This is a genomic window from Streptomyces sp. 12E (assembly GCF_055633275.1).
Genome location: NZ_JBVNCJ010000001.1, coordinates 2020094 through 2033797, shown reverse-complemented (window position 1 = coordinate 2033797; position 13704 = coordinate 2020094). Strand labels below are relative to the sequence as shown.

The 13704-nt window shown below is 73.5% G+C and carries 13 protein-coding genes and 1 riboswitch; of the genes, 6 read left to right on the top strand and 7 right to left on the bottom strand.

Translation table 11 applies throughout. From position 1 onward, the window contains the following. Positions 1–117: 117 nt before the first annotated feature. Complete coding sequence (trpD, locus tag ACZ8ZB_RS09560; protein WP_470737268.1) at positions 118–1182, top strand: anthranilate phosphoribosyltransferase; 1065 nt, start codon at positions 118–120, stop codon at positions 1180–1182. A gap of 77 nt (positions 1183–1259) precedes the next feature. Next, a riboswitch (SAM riboswitch) is annotated at positions 1260–1376 on the top strand. 184 nt (positions 1377–1560) lie between these two features. Beyond that, entirely contained in the window at positions 1561–2925 is a 1365-nt protein-coding gene (locus tag ACZ8ZB_RS09555) for an aminotransferase class V-fold PLP-dependent enzyme (protein WP_470737267.1), read from the top strand. A gap of 112 nt (positions 2926–3037) precedes the next feature. Here ACZ8ZB_RS09555 and ACZ8ZB_RS09550 read toward each other — a convergent pair whose 3' ends face one another. The 7 genes from ACZ8ZB_RS09550 to ACZ8ZB_RS09520 form a co-directional block, all read right to left on the bottom strand. Continuing rightward, entirely contained in the window at positions 3038–4201 is a 1164-nt protein-coding gene (locus ACZ8ZB_RS09550; protein WP_470737266.1) for a glycerate kinase family protein, read from the bottom strand. Between the two features lie 12 nt (positions 4202–4213). Then, positions 4214–5629, bottom strand: a complete 1416-nt coding sequence (locus ACZ8ZB_RS09545; protein ID WP_470737265.1) for an SLC13 family permease — start codon at positions 5627–5629, stop codon at positions 4214–4216. A gap of 70 nt (positions 5630–5699) precedes the next feature. Continuing rightward, entirely contained in the window at positions 5700–6362 is a 663-nt protein-coding gene (locus tag ACZ8ZB_RS09540; RefSeq protein ID WP_470737264.1) for a response regulator transcription factor, read from the bottom strand. After that, positions 6359–7858, bottom strand: a complete 1500-nt coding sequence (locus ACZ8ZB_RS09535) for a sensor histidine kinase (RefSeq protein ID WP_470737263.1) — start codon at positions 7856–7858, stop codon at positions 6359–6361. Before ACZ8ZB_RS09535 ends, ACZ8ZB_RS09540 begins: the two co-directional genes overlap by 4 nt. Then, positions 7785–8099, bottom strand: a complete 315-nt coding sequence (locus ACZ8ZB_RS09530) for a small secreted hydrophilic protein (RefSeq protein ID WP_470737262.1) — start codon at positions 8097–8099, stop codon at positions 7785–7787. Before ACZ8ZB_RS09530 ends, ACZ8ZB_RS09535 begins: the two co-directional genes overlap by 74 nt. A 223-nt stretch (positions 8100–8322) precedes the next feature. Next, a complete protein-coding gene (locus ACZ8ZB_RS09525; RefSeq protein WP_030820493.1) occupies positions 8323–8604 on the bottom strand; it encodes an Lrp/AsnC family transcriptional regulator in 282 nt (93 codons plus the stop codon). Continuing rightward, positions 8601–9335 (bottom strand): rhomboid family intramembrane serine protease, encoded by a 735-nt coding sequence (locus tag ACZ8ZB_RS09520; RefSeq protein WP_470737261.1) that lies wholly within the window; start codon positions 9333–9335, stop codon positions 8601–8603. The genes ACZ8ZB_RS09525 and ACZ8ZB_RS09520 overlap by 4 nt, the downstream gene beginning before the upstream one ends. A gap of 156 nt (positions 9336–9491) precedes the next feature. On the opposite strand from ACZ8ZB_RS09520, the gene ACZ8ZB_RS09515 reads away from it, so the two are divergent. The 4 genes from ACZ8ZB_RS09515 to ACZ8ZB_RS09500 all read left to right on the top strand — a co-directional run bounded on the left by ACZ8ZB_RS09515 (position 9492) and on the right by ACZ8ZB_RS09500 (position 13685). After that, positions 9492–9731: a hypothetical protein gene (locus ACZ8ZB_RS09515; RefSeq protein ID WP_004989130.1), complete on the top strand. Its 240-nt coding sequence runs from the start codon at positions 9492–9494 to the stop codon at positions 9729–9731. A gap of 101 nt (positions 9732–9832) precedes the next feature. Further along, positions 9833–11176, top strand: a complete 1344-nt coding sequence (locus ACZ8ZB_RS09510; protein WP_470737260.1) for an NYN domain-containing protein — start codon at positions 9833–9835, stop codon at positions 11174–11176. Positions 11177–11455: 279 nt separating this feature from the next. Next, positions 11456–12496: a C40 family peptidase gene (locus ACZ8ZB_RS09505; protein WP_470737259.1), complete on the top strand. Its 1041-nt coding sequence runs from the start codon at positions 11456–11458 to the stop codon at positions 12494–12496. A 175-nt stretch (positions 12497–12671) separates the two neighbouring features. After that, a complete protein-coding gene (locus tag ACZ8ZB_RS09500) occupies positions 12672–13685 on the top strand; it encodes a C40 family peptidase (protein ID WP_470737258.1) in 1014 nt (337 codons plus the stop codon). Positions 13686–13704 lie beyond the last annotated feature (19 nt).

The following is a 13704-nucleotide window of genomic DNA, read 5'->3' as shown; positions in this document are numbered from 1 at the left end:
AGGGCCCCCGTCCGTTCTGCGGACGGGGGCCCTTCGCCGTCCCCGGAGCTGGATAGGGTGGGGTCCGGGACCCCGCCGGGTTCCCGGACCCTTCTTCCACGACCATCAGGAGCGGCCATGAGCGCTGTGACCCCCGCTGGAGGCGACACCGCGGCGGGCCGCTCCTGGCCCGCCCTGCTGAACGGCCTGCTGGACGGCCGGGACCTGTCCGCCGACGACACCGCCTGGGCGATGGACCTGATCATGCGCGGCGAGGCGACCGACGCGCAGATCGCCGGGTTCGCGGTGTCCCTGCGGGCCAAGGGCGAGACCGTCGAGGAGATCACCGGCTGCGTGCGGGCGATGTACGACCACGCCAACGTGATCGAGGTGCCGGGCGCCACCGTCGACATCGTCGGCACCGGCGGGGACGGCGCCAGGACGGTGAACATCTCCACGATGTCCTCGATCGTCGTGGCCGGCACCGGCGCGAAGGTCGTCAAGCACGGCAACCGGGCCGCCTCCTCCGCGTCCGGCGCCTCCGACGTCCTGGAGAAGCTCGGCGTCAACCTGGAGCTGACCCCGCGACGGGTCGCCGAGGTCGCCGAGGAGGCCGGGATCACCTTCTGCTTCGCGGTGAAGTTCCACCCGGCGCTGCGCCACGTCGCGGCGGCGCGCGGCCAGCTCGGGGTGCGGACCGTCTTCAACTTCCTCGGCCCGCTGACCAACCCGGCCAGGGTGCGGTCGCAGGCCATCGGTGTGGCCGACGCCCGGATGGCCCCGATCATCGCCGGCGTCTTCGCCGGGCGCGGCCATTCCTCCCTGGTGTTCCGCGGCGACGACGGCCTGGACGAGCTGACGACCACCGCCACCTCCCGGGTGTGGGTGGTCCGCGACGGCAAGGTCGAGGAGGAGACCTTCGACCCGCGTGACGTCGGCATCGAACTGGTGCCCGTGGAGGCGCTGCGCGGCGCCGACGCCTCCTACAACGCCGAGGTCGCCCGCCGGCTCCTCGACGGCGAAGGCGGCCCCGTGCGGGACGCGGTGCTGCTGAACTCGGCGGCGGCGCTGGTGGCCCTGGAGCCGGGCGACGGCACCCTGACGGAGCGGATCCGCGCCGGGATGGCGAAGGCGGCCGAGTCGATCGACTCGGGGGCCGCCAAGCGGGTCCTGGAGCGCTGGGTGGCCGTCAGCAACGCGTAGCCGCAGGGCTGGTACGACGTCCCGCGATCCGGACACGGGTTGCGGGACGTCGATCGTTTCCCGTACTTTCCTGTCCAGGTCATGAGTGACAGCCATCAGGCCCCGGCCGGCTGTCCGGCAACCCTCCGTCCGTGGCGGGGTGCCCCGGGTGAAGACCAGGCCGTGAGCAGCAGGGCGCACGGCAAGCGCGGACCCCTCGCACACCAGGGGTCCTGGTCGTCGAGGAGTCTTCCGTGAGCAAGCGAATGCGCTAGGGCTGCCGAGCCCCGCCTCCGCACACCCCTTCCCCTTTCCCTCCGTTTTCCCTCCGTTTTCCCTCCGTGCTCGAGCGACGCGTGCTCGCGCGGGGGTTCCGCCCGCCTCACCGGGAGCTCCGTCATGTCCGTCTCCACCGCTGCCGCCCCGTCCGTCCGCGCCCCGCTGCCCGTCCTCGGCCAGGACGTCACCGTCCCCCTCGTCACCGGCGGCGAGGTCGTCTACGCCGCCCTCGACTACGCCGCCAGCGCCCCCGCCCTCCAGCGGGTGTGGGACGACGTGGCCGCCTACGCGCCGTACTACGGCAGCGTCCACCGGGGCGCCGGGTACCTCTCCCAGCTCTCCACCGACCTGTTCGAGAACGCCCGCCGGACCGTCGCCGAGTTCCTCGACTGCCGTACCGGGGACCAGGTGGTGTTCACCCGGTCCACCACCGACTCCCTCAACCTGCTCGCCGGCGCGCTCCCCGACGGCTGCGAGGTCTTCGTCTTCGAGACCGAGCACCACGCCTCCCTGCTGCCCTGGAGGGACGCGCGGGTCACTTGCCTGGACGCCCCGCGCAGCCCCCGCCAGGCCGTGGAGAACCTGGAGCGCGCCCTCGCCGACCGCGCCCCCCACGGCCCCGCCCTGGTCTGCGTCACCGGCGCCTCCAACGTCACCGGCGAGCTGTGGCCGGTACGGGAACTGGCCGCCGCCGCGCACGCGCACGGCGCCCGGATCGTGCTGGACGCCGCCCAGCTCGCCCCGCACCATCCGGTGAGCGTGCGGGACCTGGACGTCGACTGGGTCGCCTTCTCCGGGCACAAGCTGTACGCGCCCTTCGGCTCCGGGGTGCTGGCCGGCCGCGCCGACTGGCTCCGGGAGGCCGATCCCTACCTCGCGGGCGGCGGCGCCAGCCGCACGGTCACCCGGCGCGCGGACGGGGGAGTGGACGTGGAGTGGCACGAGGGCGCAGCCCGCCACGAGGCCGGCTCGCCCAACGTCATCGGCGCCCACGCCGTCGCCTCCGCCTGCAAGGCGCTCACCGAGGCCGGGTTCGACACCCTGGTCGCCCGCGAGGAGGAGCTGATCCGCGCGGTGCGCGAAGGGCTCGCGGACGTGCCCGAGGTGCGGTTCCTGTCCCTGTTCGGGGACGACGCCCCGCGCGTGGGCGTGCTCTCCTTCGTCGTGGAGGGCTGGAACAGTTCCCACTTCGCCGCCGCGCTCTCCGCCGAGTACGGCATCGGCGTGCGCGACGGACTGTTCTGCGCGCACCCGCTGGTGCGCACGCTGCTCGGCGGCGACCCGGGGGCCCAGGGCGAGTGCGGCGCCCCCGGGGCGGCGCCCGGCGAGAAGTCCTTCAACGCCGTCCGGGTGAGCTTCGGCGCGGGGACGCCGGACGAGCACGTGGAGCGCTTCGTGCGCGCGGTGCGCGAACTCGTGCGGGACGGCGCCCGCTGGACCTACCGCACGGTGGACGGCCGCTGCGTCCCGGACACGTCCGCCTGATTCCTCCTCGAACGCCGAAGGGGCTGGAAACCAGCCCCTTCGGCGTTCGAGGAGCGGGGGTCCGGGGGCGGCGCCCCCGGGGGACGGGAACGGGAAGGGGGCGGGGCGGAACCTAGTGGTGGGCGGGCACGGGCAGCCGCGCGCCCAGCACGATCATGCGCAGCGCGCGCTCCGTCGCGTCGGTGAGGAGCTCCGCACCGCGCACCAGCGCCTCCGCCAGGGCCATCGGCGCGGGCAGGATGCCGTGGCAGGCGTCCACGCCCGGCACCTCCCCCGCCCCCTCCCCGAGCGTGCCCGCCAGCGCCAGCACCGGCCGTCCGGACAGCTTGGCGCGGCGGGCCACCTCCGCCGGTACCTTGCCGCGCGGTGTCTGGTGGTCCAGGGCGCCCTCGGCGGTGACGACCAGATCGGCGCGGGCCAGCCGGGCGTCCAGGTCGAGGTGGTCCAGCAGGACGTGGAAGCGGGGCAGCAGGGACCCGCCCAGGGCGGCGAGCCCGGCGCCGAGCCCGCCGGAGGCGCCCGTACCGCGGCCGAGGCGCAGGTCCGTGCCGGTGACGGCGAGATCACGGGTCAGGACCCGCGCCCAGTTCTCCAGCGCCGCCGACAGCTCCTCGACCTGCTCCGGGGTCGCCCCCTTCTGCGGTCCGAACACCCGGGCCACGCCCCGCTCCCCGCACAGCACGTTGAAGGGGTTGCAGGCGACGAGGAGCTCCACGTCGGCGAGACGGGGGTCGAGGCCGGCCGGGTCGATGCGGGCCAGACGCGTCAACGCGCTCCCGCCGGGCGGCAGTTCGAGACCGTCCGCGTCCAGCAGCCGGGCGCCCAGCGCCTGGAGCGCGCCCGCGCCGCCGTCGGAGGTGCCCGAGTCGCCGCAGCCCACCAGGACGCGCCGTACGCCCCGGTCGAGGGCGGCGCGGATCAGTTCCCCGACGCCGTACGTGGTGGTGGCGCCCGGGTCGCGCCGGGTGCGGGGGACGAGGGAGAGGCCGGCGACCGCCGCCATCTCCACCACCGCCGTGTCCCGGGAGCCGAGCAGCGCGAAGTGGGTGCCGACCGGTTCCCCGACCGGACCGGTGGCGGTCAGGGCGATCAGCCGGCCGCCGGTCGCCGAGGCCAGCGCCGAGGCCGTGCCCTCACCGCCGTCCACCAGCGGGATACGGTCGATCTCGGCGTCCGGCAGCACCCGGCGGACGCCCGCCGCGATGGCGTCGGCGGCGGCCTGGGCGGACAGCGACTCCTTGAAGCCGCTGGGGGCTACGACGACACGGTTCAGCATGAGGGGAACTCCTTAACGGGTCACGGGGACGCCGAGCAGCGGCCACACCGCGACGGCGAACAGCAGGACCAGGGCGGCGGTGAGCGGGGCCAGCACGGCGGACAGCCGCAGCAGGTCGCGCGGGGTGTAGGTGGGGGTGCCGGGAATCTCCGCGAAGAGCGTGACCGGTTTCGCGGAGGCCGGGAGCGTGTGGCAGAAGCCCGCGGCGGCGGTGGAGGCGAGTGCCGCCGCGACCGGGTTCACCCCGGCGCCCACGGCCGCCGCGACCACCAGCGGGACCAGTACGGAGGAACGGGCGGAACGGGACTGCAGGATCAGGTGGGCGGCCGTGCTGACCGCGACGACGACCGCCAGGAACATCACCGGCGTGATCCCCGCGGGCAACCCGCCGACCAGCCACTTCGCCGCGCCCGACTCGGCGAGCGCCACGCCCATCGCCATCGTCGCCGCCATGAACAGCAGCAGCGACCAGGGCACCGTCTTCAGCGCGTCCTTCAGCCGTACGGTGCCGAGGGCCGGCGAGGCGGCGACGACCGCGCCGATCAGCGCGACCACCGCGGGGGACACCCGGTGCAGCGGCTCGCTGCACCACAGGGCGACGACCGTGGCCAGCAGCAGGGCGCAGCGCTTCTCGGCCTGGCTCCAGGGGCCGGTGACCGGGCGGTCGCTGTGCCGCTGGATCTCCTCGGCGGTGATGTGCACCGGGCCCGCGCGGTCCGCGCGCCGGGTGGTGGTGAGCAGGACGGCCTCGGCGGCGAGGTGGGAGGAGGCCACGGCCAGCGGCAGCCCGAGCAGCAGCCACTCGGTGAAGCCGACCCGCTCCCCGGCGGTCTCCCACAGCACCGACACGGTGATCAGATGTGCTCCCGCGCCGATCAGGGTCGCCACCGCCGACAGGAGGATCACGGTCGGGAACAGCAGCGCCAGCATCACGACCAGTCGCTTCCGGTCGGCGAGTGCCTTGGCGAGGGCGAGGAACACCGGCAGGGCGAGCGCCGCCCGGCCGGAGGTGGCCGGTACCGCGAACGCCGTGACGACCAGCGCGGCCGTCGTCAGGTGCGTCAGCTGCCGTACCGTACGCGCCCCGCCGACCAGGAAGGCCGCCGCCCGCCCCGCGAGCCCGGTCCGCGTCACCGCGGCCGCCAGGACGAACGCGCAGATCAGCAGCCACACGGTCGAGTCGCCCAGGGTGCCGAACAGGGTGTCGCTGCTGATCACCCCGGTCACCGTCAGGGCGAGTCCGGCGCCCAGCGCGATGTACGTGTCGTCGATCGGGGTGCCGACCCACGCGCAGGTGGCCAGCGCGAACACGGCGAGGGTGAGGCGCGCGTCCGGGCCGAGGCCGGGGAAGGCGCCGGGGACCGCGAGCAGCGCGCACAGCGACAGCGCCGCGCACAGGGCCGCGGTCGAGCGGGGAGTCAGTGTCACGCCATCGACGATCCGCCCGGGCGGTGAGCCGTCGATGAGCCGAAGATGAAGGGAACTTCACCCGGCCCCGTCACGCGGGGAGCCGGTAGCCCATCCCGCGGACCGTCTCCACCTTCTCCGCGCCGAGCTTCTTGCGCAGCGCGCGGACGTACACGTCCACGATGTTGGAGCCCGGGTCGAAGTCGTAGCCCCACACGTGGGAGAGGATCTGCTCGCGGGAGAGTACCTGCCCCGGGTGCCTCAGGAACAGTTCGAGGAGCACGAACTCACGGGCCGTCAGGTCGACGGTGCGGTCCCCCGCCCGGGCGCGGCGGGTGCGCAGGTCGAGGCTCAGCGAACCCGCCCTCAGCACCGTCACCTCCGGCGCCCGGGCCGCCGTGCGCAGCCGCAGCCGTACCCGGGCGAGCAGTTCCTCGAAGCGGAACGGCTTGGTCATCCAGTCGTCGGCGCCGCCCTCCAGACCGGCCACCGTGTCCCGGACCGAGTCCCGCGCGGTCAGCACGATCACCGGGGTCGTCACCCGGGACTCGCGCAGTTCGCGCAGCACGGTGAAGCCGTCCCGGCCGGGCAGCCCGATGTCGAGGACGACCAGGTCGAAACCGCCGGTCAGGGCGTACTCGTAGCCGGCCTCGCCGTCGGGGACGACGGTGGTGGTGAAGCCGTTGGCGCGCAGGCCCTTCTGCACGAAGGAGGCGATGCGCTCCTCGTCCTCGACGATCAGGATCCGGTTCACTGACGTGCCTCTTCCAGGGTGAGTACGAAGGTGGCGCCGCCGCCCTCGGTGTCGTCCAGACGGACCCGGCCGCCGTGGCCCTCGGCGATCGCCTTGACGATCGACAGGCCGAGTCCGGCGCCCGAACCGCGCGCCCCGCGCCGGGAGGTGCCGCGCCGGAAGCGCTCGAAGATCAGCTCCCGGTCCTGCGGCCGGACGCCGGGGCCGGAGTCGGCGACGTACAGCTCGATCCGGGAACCCTGCGTGCGGGAGCCGATGCGGATGGTCTGGCCGGTGGTGGTGTGCTGCACCGCGTTCTGCGCGAGCTGCACCATGGCCTGGGTGATCCGCTGGGGGTCCAGCCGTGCCTCCCGGTCGGCTATGTCCGTGAGCTGCCAGTCGCGTTCGCCGAGGGTGCGGGCCTTGACGTAGACGTCGGCGGTGAGTTCGGCGAGCTGGACCGGCTCCGGGGTGACGAAGTCGGGGCGTTCGGCCTTGGCGAGCAGCAGCAGGTCCTCCACGATGCGGCTCATCCGGTCGAGTTCGTCGGTGACGAGGCGGACGGTCTCCTCGCGTTCGGCCGGGTCGTCGCCCATCAGCTCCAGGTGGCCGCGCACGATGGTGATCGGGGTGCGCAGTTCGTGGCCGGCGTCGTCGACGAACTGGCGCTGGGCGGCGAAGGCCCGCTCCAGCCGGTCGAGCATCGCGTTGAACGTCTCGGCGAGGGCCGCGATGTCGTCGTGGCCGCGCACCGCGATACGACGGGTGAGGTCCTGCTCGGTGAGCTGCGCGGCGGCGGTGCGCACCAGCCGTACGGGCTGCAGGATCCGCCCGGCGACCGCCCAGCCGATACCGGTGGTCAGCAGCAGGGCGACCCCGGAGATGGCGAGCAGCACCCGGAACACCTCGTCCACCCGGGCCACTTCGCGCTCGGGGTGGAAGGCGACGACGAACGCCGCCTCCGGGGCGCCGCCGCCGTGCCGGGCCACGGCCACCTTGGCCCAGCGGATCTCGCCCTCGGGTCGGTGCAGCACACCGGAGGCGTCGGGCGAGTCGAAGATGCGGCGCCGGGCGTCGCCGTCCCGGTGCAGGGGCAGGGCGACGGGCAGCTCGCGCGGCTGGGTGAGCTTCGCGGGACCGCCGCTGCCGCGGGCCACCAGGCCGATCAGTTCCTCGTCCGGGTCGGCGTACTGCCGTTCCAGGAAGACCCGCAGCAGCCGGTCCGGGTCGGTGAAGGGCCGGCCCGTCTCCGGGTCGAAGCCGCGCTCCTCGAAGTTGGCGAACTCACCGGCCTCCTGGGCGAGCAGCCCGCTGATCCGGTGGTCGACGTCCCGCAGCAGGAAGGAGCGGGTGGTCATGGCGACCGAGGCGAGCGCGACCGCCATGACGAACAGCAGCCACAGCAGGATGCGGACCCGGGCGGAGATCCGGCGGCGGACCCGGTCAGCCGTCGTCGTCCGGTCCGTCGTCCCCGCCGGGGGCGTCGTCCGGGGAGTCCTGGCCTCGGTCGTCGTCATCGTCGTCATCCGCTGGGCTGTCGGTCACCGGGGGCCGGGAGACGACCTCGTCGCTCGGTGTGGGCTCGGGCCGCGCGGACGGGGCCGTGGGCGCCGGAGTGGGGGGGCCGCTGTCCAGTTCGACCTGGGGCGGCACCTTGGGCGGTGCGGGGCTGTCGGCGAGCGCGAAGCTGGTCGCCGCGACGCCCAGCGGGATCAGGACGACGGCGGCCAGGGCCGCCATCCGGCGAGTGAAGACCATGCCCCGATCCTGCGCGCCGCACCGCGGCCCCCGGATGAGCGCCGGATGAAGAACTCTTCATCCACCCGCCGGATGTCGGCCCCTCCGGCGTCGAGTCGGCCCCTCCGGCGTCGAGTCGGCCCCTCCGGCGTCCGAGGAGCGGGGTCTGGGGCGGAGGGGGCGAAAGGACGGCCGAGGGGTCCGGCACCGGCACCGGCCGGGCATCCCGCCCCCCGGCGGACCGCTAGCTGTCCAGGCCGATGGCGAACGCCGCCTCCAGGTCGTGCTGCGAGTACGTGCGGAACGCCACGTGCGTGTCGGTGCCCTCGACGCCCGGGATCTTGCTGATCCGGCCGGGGATGACCTCCGCCAGGTCCTCGTGCTCGCGGACCCGCACCATGGCGATCAGGTCGTAGGTGCCGGTGACGGAGAAGACCTCGCTGACGCTGTCCAGCGCGGCGATCCGCTCCGCGATCTCGGGGATCCGGTCCACGCTGGTCTTGATGAGGACGATCGCGGTGATCACGGCTGGTTCTCTCCCTCGGGGGCCGGAGCAGGGGCGGTGCTCACTGTAGTCGCCCCGCGGAAACGCCCCCACGCGTAGCCGAAGCCCAGCCCGAACCCGATCAGGTGCGCCAGGTACGCCACCCCCGGCCCCTCGCCGGCCCGTCCCGCCGCCGCCCACTGCAGCGCCGCCCAGAACGGCAGCACCACCCACGCCGGCAGGCGCACCGGCAGGAAGAACAGGAACGGCAGGAGACTGGTCACCCGGGCCCGGGGGAACAGGAAGAGGAACGCGCCGAGCACCGCCGAGATCGCTCCGGAGGCGCCGACCAGGGACCGCTCGGAGTCCGCGTTGGCGGCGGCGTACCCCAGCAGCGCGAGGTAGCCGCAGCCGGCGTAGCACAGGATGAACCGCACCCGGCCCATCCGTGCCTCCGCCATCGCTCCGAAGACGTGGAGGAACAGCATGTTGCCGAGCAGGTGCACCCAGCTGCCGTGCACGAACAGCGCCGTGGCGGGGGTGAGGACGGTGCCGGGGGGTCCCTCGAACAGGTCTGCGGGGATGACGCCCCAGCGCCGGAAGTAGGCCCGCTGCGCGTCCAGCAGCTCCTCCCCGGTGCCGTGGGCCGGATGCAGGCCGGAGGCCGGCCCGATCAGGAAGACCAGGCAGCACAGCACGATGAGGGTGTGGGTCACCGGCGCGGAGGTGCCCCGGATCGCCCCGGCGGCCGACGTGCTCCAGTTGCGGATCATGAATACAGAGCATGACGTAACCGGACGCAACCGCACAGACCGCCTCGCCGCCGTGGGCGGGCGGGCGGCGGGCGCCCGCCAGGCCGTAGGGTTACGAGCCAGGCGCACCGGGGAGCCGGTGCGTCACGGACACTGGAAGGAAGGCGAACAGCCACGATGACGGTTCCTCTGCCGACCGCCTCGACGCGGTGGCGCTGCACCCTCTGCGGCAACCTCACCCGCTTCGACGTGACCCGCTCGTCGAAGGTCGTCGAGTACGTGCACCTCGATCTGGCCGGAGAGCCCAGGGTCGAGGAGCGCGAGGTGCTCGATGAGACCATCGAGTCGGTGCGGTGCCGCTGGTGCAACGCCGTGGATCAGGTGGAACTCGTGGACAGGCCGGGCGCCGGCTCCTGAACGAAGGGGGTCCCTCCCGCTCGAGCGAAGTCGAGAGTGGGGGAGGGTCCCGCTGACGGCGACCCCGCACGGGGTCGCACACAGGCATTGGGGTGTGACGGATGGTGGAGACCACGGACGGGGGGCCGCAGGACGGCGCCGCCGAGGTGCTCGACCGTCCGCTGCCCGACGGGGTGCGCCGCAAGGTCGTCCAGATCGTCGCCGACGGCTTCGGCGGACTCACGGTCGCCGAGCTGCCCGCCCAGCTGCGGCAGTACGCCCGCTTCGCCCCGAACCGCCGCGCCAAGTTCGCCGGCAACGCCATGGCCGCGGCCCTGGAGACCGATCCGCTGTTCCGGCAGCGCATCGGGGAGAAACTCAGAGAGGCCCAGCCGGAACTGACCGGCGCCCTCGACTCCGGCTCCCCGCCCCCGGCCGCGGAACCGCTCGACGTGGCGGCCGCGGCCTATGTGCTCCGCCCGCCCGGCTGGGTCAAGCTGGTGACCGCCGCCGGCGAGGAGGTCCAGCGCGCCGACGCCGAGCGCGCCGACGAGGAGACGCGGACCGAGCTGGAGCGGCTGCGCGCCGAACTCGACCGGGCCCGTGAGCACACCAGGTCCGAGACCGAGCGGCTGCGCGCCGAGCTTGAGGCGGCGAAGAGGGAAGCCGATTCGCTGCACCGCAAACTGCGCTCCGCCCTCAGCGACGTCAAGCGCGGCGAGGCCGCCGTGCGCAAGCTGCGGGGCGAGATGGAGACCGTGCGCGCCGAGGGCCAGGCCCAGGTGTCGGCCGCCGAGAGCGAGAGCCGGCGCCTCAAGGCCCGGCTGGGGGAGACCGAGGCCGCGCTCGAGGCCGCCCGCCGGGCCGCCCGGGAGGGCCGCAGTGTGGAGGACATGCGGGTCCGGCTGCTGCTCGACACCGTGCTGGACGCCGCCCAGGGGCTCCGCCGGGAGCTGGCGCTGCCCCCCGTGTCGGTCCGGCCCGCCGAGACCGTGGACGCCGTCGAGCCCGGCCGCATGACTCCGAAGGACATCGCCGCCCGCGCGCTGTCCGAGCACGACCCGGCCATCCTCGACCAGCTGCTGGCGCTGCCGCAGGCGCATCTGGTCGTCGACGGCTACAACGTGACCAAGACCGGCTACCCCCAGATGCCCCTGGAGAAGCAGCGCCTGCGCCTGCTGGGCCAGCTCGCCCAGCTCGCCGCCCAGACCGGCGCCGAGGTGACCTGCGTCTTCGACGGCGCCGAACTGGCCGCGCCGGTGCTGCTCGCGCCGCCGCGCGGCGTGCGGGTGCTGTTCTCCAAGCCGGGTGTCACCGCCGACGAGCTGATCCGCCAGCTGGTGCGCGCCGAGCCGCCGGGGCGGCCCGTCATCGTCGCCTCCACCGACCGTGAGGTCGCCGACGGAGTGGCCCGCGCGGGCGCCCGTCCGGTCGCCTCGGCGGTGCTCCTCAAGCGGCTCGTGTAGCACTTCCGGAGCGGCGCGCGCACGACCTCCCACAAAAGGCTTACCTCACACCTCATTCACATCTGTACCCCGTGCAACGTAAGCGATCCATGCCCGAATTGACGGAACCGTCACGCAACGTAGCGTCAAGGGTGCGTCACCGCAGGTGAGTTCGGAGCGGATAAACCCGCTGTGACGGAGATTTCCCGTCCAGGGATTTGAACTGATCACAAGAGAATCACTAGGGTCTCCCTTCGAACCCTCGCTCGCGCGATCACTCTCGAGAAGGAGCTCGTCTCCGTGGCGTCCCACCGTCGTCCCAAGCAGCCGAGCCGCGCACGCGTCACCGTGCTCACCACCGCTGCCGCAGCTGCCGTCGTCATGAGCTCGCAGGCCGCCAACGCCGCCCCGAGCGAGAAGCCGAGCAAGGACGAGGTCAAGGCCAAGGTCGACAAGCTCTACGAGCAGGCGGAGCAGGCCACCGAGAAGTACAACGGGGCCAAGGAGAAGCAGGAGAAGCTCCAGAAGGAGATCTCCACCATCCAGGACAACGTCGCCAAGGGCCAGCAGGAGCTCAACGAGCTGCGCGACGGCCTCGGTTCAATGGCCAGCGCCCAGTACCGCAGCGGCGGCATCGACCCCTCCGTCCAGCTCTTCCTCTCCGCCGACCCGGACGACTACCTCGACAAGGCGTCCACCCTCGACCAGTTGAGCACCCAGCAGGTCGACGCGCTGAAGGAGATCCAGGAGAAGCAGCGCGAACTCGCCCAGCAGCGCTCCGAGGCGTCGGAGAAGCTCAAGGACCTCTCCGCCACCCGCACCGAACTGGGCAAGAAGAAGAAGGAAGTCCAGGGCAAGCTCTCCTCCGCGCAGAAGCTGCTCAACAGCCTCACGGCCGCGGAGAAGGCCCAGCTCGCCCAGGAGGAGACCCGCGCCACCCGCGCCAGCGAGCGTGAGGCGCTCTCCGTCAACGTCCCGGCCGGCTCCGGCCGCGCCGCCGCCGCCTTCGCCGCCGCCCAGAGCAAGCTCGGCACCCCCTACGTCTACGGCGCCACCGGCCCGTCCTCCTTCGACTGCTCCGGCCTGACCTCCTGGGCCTACGCGCAGGCCGGCGTCGGCATCCCGCGCACCTCCGAGGCGCAGACCGGCGCGGGCACCAAGATCTACTCGATGAGCCAGCTCAAGGTCGGCGACCTCGTCTTCTTCTTCAACGACCTGCACCACGTGGGTCTCTACGCGGGCAACGGCCAGGTGCTGCACGCCCCGCGCACCGGCACCGTCGTGCGCTACGAGTCGATGAACACCATCGGCGGCCCGTTCATGTTCGGCGTCCGCGTCTAGCCGCCTCCGTTCGGGGGATTCGCACTCCCGTCGGTCTTCCCCACGCCCCGCCTCTGACGCAGGTCACAGGCGGGGCGTCACTGTGTGCGGTCGCCTCGGCCATGGGTCCGTCCGCGCCGTGACGGCTACTGTCTGCCGCGTTTCCCGTCCGCCAGTGGAAGGAGCGCGGCTTCCCGTGGGGTCCCACCGCCGTACCGCACCCTCGTCCGGATCCGACCGGAGCGCCGCCGTCGCCCTCGGTCTGCTCTCCGCGGCGGCCACCGCCCTCGCCGCCGTACCGGCCGCGGCCACACCGCACGACGTCACCCGGGCCGAGGTGGACCGCCTGTACCGGGAGGCCGAGAAGGCGACCGAGGCGTACAACGAGGCCGACGAGCGCGCCGGCGGACTGCGCCGGCAGATCGCCGCCGCACAGGACGGCATCGCCCGGCAACAGCAGCGCGTCAACACCATGCGGGAGTCGCTGGGTTCGCTCGCCGGCGCCCAGTACCGCTCCGGCGGCCTCGACCCCGCCCTCGTCCTGCTGCTCTCCGACGACCCGGAGGACTACCTCGAGAAGGCCTCCGTACTGGACCGGATCACCGTCCACCAGGCCGGTGAGCTGAGGAGACTGAGGAGCGCCCTGCGCTCCCTCGCCCAGGACCGGGCGGAGGCGGCCGGGAAACTCGGCGCGCTGGAGAAGAGCCGCAAGGCCGTCGCCGCGCACAAGCGGACCGTCGAACGCAAGCTCACCGAGGCCCGACGGCTGCTCGACTCCCTCCCGGCCGGCGAACGCGCCGCCTGGGACCGCGCCACCCGTTCCGCACGCCCGGACCCGCTCGGTCCGGGACCGGCGCCCGCATCGGGCCGCGCGGCGGCCGCCGTCGCGGCGGCCCGCTCCGCCCTCGGCAAGCCCTACGTCTGGGGCGCCGACGGCCCGTCCTCCTTCGACTGCTCGGGACTGACCCAGTGGTCGTACGCCCAGGCCGGGGTCGCGCTGCCGCGCACCTCGCAGGCCCAGCGGTACGCCGGCCGTCGGGTCCCGCTGTCCGAGGCGCGCCCCGGCGACCTGGTCGTCTACCGCTCCGACGCCTCCCACGTCGGGATGTACATGGGCAACGGCCAGGTGATCCACGCGCCCCACCCCGGCGCCCCGGTGCGCTACGACCCGGTCGGGATGATGCCGGTCTCGTCGGTCACCAGGGTCTGACCGCACCGGCCCGGCACCC

Bases quoted from the DNA above. Each gene is read 5' to 3' on its own strand.
- trpD (WP_470737268.1), top strand. From the start codon at position 118: ATGAGCGCTGTGACCCCCGCTGGAGGCGACACCGCGGCGGGCCGCTCC.
- ACZ8ZB_RS09555 (WP_470737267.1), top strand. From the start codon at position 1,561: ATGTCCGTCTCCACCGCTGCCGCCCCGTCCGTCCGCGCCCCGCTGCCC.
- ACZ8ZB_RS09550 (WP_470737266.1), bottom strand. From the start codon at position 4,201: ATGCTGAACCGTGTCGTCGTAGCCCCCAGCGGCTTCAAGGAGTCGCTG.
- ACZ8ZB_RS09535 (WP_470737263.1), bottom strand. From the start codon at position 7,858: ATGACGACGACCGAGGCCAGGACTCCCCGGACGACGCCCCCGGCGGGG.
- ACZ8ZB_RS09530 (WP_470737262.1), bottom strand. From the start codon at position 8,099: ATGGTCTTCACTCGCCGGATGGCGGCCCTGGCCGCCGTCGTCCTGATC.
- ACZ8ZB_RS09520 (WP_470737261.1), bottom strand. From the start codon at position 9,335: ATGATCCGCAACTGGAGCACGTCGGCCGCCGGGGCGATCCGGGGCACC.
- ACZ8ZB_RS09515 (WP_004989130.1), top strand. From the start codon at position 9,492: ATGACGGTTCCTCTGCCGACCGCCTCGACGCGGTGGCGCTGCACCCTC.
- ACZ8ZB_RS09510 (WP_470737260.1), top strand. From the start codon at position 9,833: ATGGTGGAGACCACGGACGGGGGGCCGCAGGACGGCGCCGCCGAGGTG.